Origin of the sequence: Photobacterium lucens, from assembly GCF_009873615.1 — a bacterium.
GTDB lineage: Bacteria > Pseudomonadota > Gammaproteobacteria > Enterobacterales > Vibrionaceae > Photobacterium > Photobacterium lucens.
Genome location: NZ_SSMG01000123.1, coordinates 1 through 4,403 on the forward strand (window position 1 = coordinate 1; position 4,403 = coordinate 4,403).

Below are 4,403 nucleotides of genomic sequence, written 5' to 3' on the forward strand. Positions count from 1 at the left end.
TTTTCAGGGAGGATTTAAAAATCGCGCCGCGATAAGATTTTTTTGTCGTTATAATTTAATTATTTTGTAATTGTTATGTTGTTGTTTCAACATACTTTTATTTTTCACTCTGTGTCAAAATATTGACGATGTGTTTTTTTTAAGTATCTTTTACATTTCTGCCTTGTGTATTTTTATACGTTAATAATTAAAATAAAAAGATATTTATGCTAAAAAAAACACTACTTTCTTCTATCGTCTTGCTCAGCTTATCGGGGTGTCATGATGGTGGCGGCGATGCCAAGTTCAATGTAACTCCGCCTAAACCTGACTCTTCTGATTCTAGTACCGATAATAAAAAACCTATTGTTGACGTTACGCCGTCAAAACCCACTTTTGATTTATCGGGTATTGTAACGGGTATGACGGGACAGCCTGTACATGGTCAAATTAAGGCGTCCGCCAATAACGGTGCCGTAATAACTTACTCGATTTCAAATAACCCAAGTTGGTTAACGATCGATCCTAATACGGGTGAGCTATCAGGTACGCCACATCAAAACGACAACGGTGATTATACGATCACGGTAACGGCAATTAACGGTAAACAAACCAATAGTACTCAAGTTAGCGTTGTGATTGGTGATAGTAATAACGCACCAACTATCTTGCCTGTATCTGCTCAGAATATTGTGGTCAATACGCCATTTACTGTTGCTGTATCAGCGAATGATAAAGACAATAACCGTTTAACGTATCGCCTTATTAATGCACCTGTTTGGGCTAAAATAGACGCTGTAACAGGTATTATTACGGGTAAGCCGACGGCTGTTGGTAAGCATGCTTTGAGAGTTGAAGTCTCTGATGGCAAAGCTAAAGCTTTTACCTCAGTGATGATTAATACACTCGTTAATCCAACCCCTGTGATGACGATTGCAGGTAAGATGACTGCACGTACGCGCCAACCTTTCGTTGCACAAATCTCAGCGAAAGATCCCAACGGTAAGCCATTGCATTTCACGTTATCAGGACAGCCAAGTTGGATGCAGATTAACCCTCAAACAGGTGTTATATCTGGTACGCCAGGTCGTGATGATAACGGTGATTTTACGTTCACGATAACGGCATCAAATGGTCAGCAACAAGTAACATCGACTGTTCAGCTCGTTGTTGATGATGTGAATAAAGCTCCAACGTGGACGCCTATTGCACTTCAAACCATGACAGCTGGTAATACGCTGGATATCACTGCGACAGCCAGTGATGAAGATAGCGATCCGCTAACTTATAGCCTTTTAAATGCTCCAGCATGGTTAATGATTGATAGTAAAACTGGTGTGATCACTGCAACGCCTGACATTAAGCTGGTGGGAGATTTTACCGCAACTGTGATAGCCAGTGATGGCAAGCTTTCTGCTGATACTCCACTTAACATTCATGTTAATAAAGGACAGTTTGAGATCACAACTCATGTGACGGGTATTGGTACGATCAGCCCTGAAAAAATGACCGTTGTTGCTGGTGGTCATGGTGAATTTACCATTAAATTTGACTCGAAAAACAAGCTAAAAAGCATTACTGGTTGTGATGGTTCATTGGTTGATAATAAATACCTTGTGAGCGATGTTCATGCCGATTGCCAGATCCAAGTTAACTATGAAGATGTCGGTTATATTCCGCCTCTTGCTTTTAATACTAATGATTACCCAAGTGATCTTGATGGTAACTTAGAAGCGACCGTGTTGTTTGCACAGAACCATGTGATCCCATCAAAAAATCATAAAGAAGACATTGTGCATCTGCATAATGTAAATGGTAGTGAAATTACTCATACACCTGCGGAGTCGACCCAGCATCTTATTGGTGAGCGCGCAACTTTAGTGATGTTTAAAGCTAAAGATGCTGACTTTGATGAAACCTTGCCTGTTAAAGTGGAAGGTTATGATGCCAATGGTTCGAAGCTCGGTACATTAGTTTTGGAGCGCCCATATAAATTACCGTCTATTTCTGGCGTTAATCCTAAAGCAGATTTGACTAAGGCCGACTTTAATCTGGATCCTTCAAAGCTAACGGCAATTGATACTGCCAAAGTTGCAGCTGAAGGTGACAAAGGCAATACAGAATATTTAGATCAACAGCTGATTGAAAGTAAAGACGGTGTATTTCTGCATTCAACCCAGTGGTTGCGTCTGCATCAACTATTGCTTGATTTTAATCCAAAGTTTGATGGTAAATATCTGATTATAAAAGCAGATAGCCCATATACAACCGATGTGCGATATGCCAATAGTATCTCTAAAGGTGAACGTAATGCCTATATGGGGATCAATATTGGTCAGACGGTTGTGTTTTATAACGTCGGTGGTCAGTGGTTTACTGCTGGAGATTTAGCTATCTCTAAAGTGACCTATGGACACGGTTATTGGACGGCAAAAATTCCAGCATCATGGATGCATTATGGTTTACGTTTGGATTTTTCACATGATGGTAAGACGGGAACGCTAGATAATGTCAATGTAGGAGCACCAACAGTGCTGTACATGAATACCATTGATATCGGCATGTTAACACAACGACAAGATACGATGGAATTTGCAAAAGATCTTGAGCTACCTCGTGAATATTACCAAACATTACCAATTAGTCGTTTGGTTGTAAGTCGTTATCAGAATATGACGTTTGATGAAATCATGATGCCAAATGGTCAGCTTTATAAAGATTATTCACCTGGCATTGGTGGTTGGCAAGAAGGTGACATGCGTAGTGATATTGCCAAATCTTTGATTTCAATTGGTATTGATAGTGCTAACTTTGGTTTCAATGCTTCTGATGGTCCAGGCCAAGATGCGCATTCAAATCTTGCGCTAATGCTAACGGCACATACATCGATTGGTCGTTATCTAAAGAAAAGAGAAGGTGATAAAATCGTTGAAGGGCCATGGAATCAGGATCATGGTGGCTCTGGCGGTGGGGGGATTGTTACCTTAACGGGAACTGTTGGTAACGAAATGAGTCACGAAGCGGGGCATGGTATCGAACTGAGTCATAGTGAAGGCTATGATATGAGTATCCACCATCCTGCAGATCAACAAGATTCGACATGGGGATGGGATAGCGATAAAAATGTATTTATTCCTAACTTCTATAAGAACCCGTCGAATAAGCCATCGTGTATCGGTGATCCGAAGAAAAACCCAGGGGAAGAGAAAATTTGTGTTCAGCCATGGCATGGTTTCCAATTTGGCTTTGATGCGATGTACGGTGGTGAAGGCAGTATGTACCCTGATAACCGCTATACCATGTATACCCCATTCTCAAGTACGAAGATGCAGCGAGTAATGGAAAATCGTATGGTATTTTCTGAGGATTCACCGACTGGCTACTTAAAGTGGAATAATACGAGTCATCAAATGGAAGCATTTAGCTATCAAGTTACAGTACGAGATATGCTAGTGATTGGTGGCAATGTCTTAGAAGGCGAAGCGGATGATGCAGCTTATATTGCCAAGAAATTCGAGACTGCGAATGCGATTACAGTAGCTTCGAGAAATAATGATTGGTCAGGGGATATAACCATCCCAAATGCGGCGGATGTTCCACAAGGTCGTGTTGTTATTATTAATCATGATGCGCTGTGGAATACCAACTTCCATATTAATGGTGAAACGATTTTTAACCCGAAAAATTTGACCTATCGCTCTGATGGTAAAACTTGGATTCGCGATGATAGCTTTTCGACGACAATTGAAAAGAAACCTGAGAAATTCGGAGTACCAGTTACAACATTAGTGGGTTATTACGATCCGGAAGAAAAGCTAACGAGCTATATATATCCGGCATTGCACGGCTCCCGTGGTTATACCTATGCAGATGATAGCGAATATATTCAGTCGAATAGTTGTCATTTAGATGTTGAATTAGCAAGTGGTCAAATGAAGCAATTTTGGTTGCCCGGTCACCGTTTATCCGAAAAATTCATGAATAAGTTTCATGTTAATGTTGCAGAGTCAGATAACCCTGTGAGTGCAACAGTAGTATGTAGTGATAAAGTATTAGCAAGTAAACCGATATCGAAGCCTGAAGCTGGGTTAGCTCAGTCTGTTAATGGAGCACCGTTAACAGCGACAATTAGTTAATATAAAAGGGATATAAATAATATTTATATCCCTTTTTTTTAGCGACTACATTTTGCAGTTATATTTCTCATTTAAATGTTATTGGAATATAATATGTTTTTATTTTATGGTAGTTTTCTTTTTATGGTTTTTTTTGAATGCTTCCGGTATTGCAGAAGCCTGCTTTTCTATCTTTTTAAGATTATAAACTCTCTTTAATTTCAATTTATTAAATTTAACTTTTGCTCCTAATTGGCTATTGATAATCGTATCAAGTGAGATATAGCCATATAAAGCTTTGGTATATTT

General features: G+C 39.6%; 2 protein-coding genes. One reads left to right on the forward strand and one right to left on the reverse strand.

Annotated features, from left to right (window positions below):
• The first annotated feature begins 206 nt into the window (after positions 1-206).
• Positions 207-4,115: a M66 family metalloprotease gene (locus tag E5A76_RS05900; protein WP_161118381.1), complete on the forward strand. Its 3,909-nt coding sequence runs from the start codon at positions 207-209 to the stop codon at positions 4,113-4,115.
• 99 nt (positions 4,116-4,214) lie between these two features.
• Here E5A76_RS05900 and E5A76_RS20465 read toward each other — a convergent pair.
• Positions 4,215-4,403, reverse strand: a 189-nt coding sequence (locus E5A76_RS20465; protein ID WP_222932510.1) for a hypothetical protein, incomplete at its 5' end; no start/stop codon positions are given.

Coding starts and splice junctions, on each gene's coding strand:
- E5A76_RS05900 (WP_161118381.1), top strand. CDS start 207: ATGCTAAAAAAAACACTACTTTCTTCTATCGTCTTGCTCAGCTTATCG.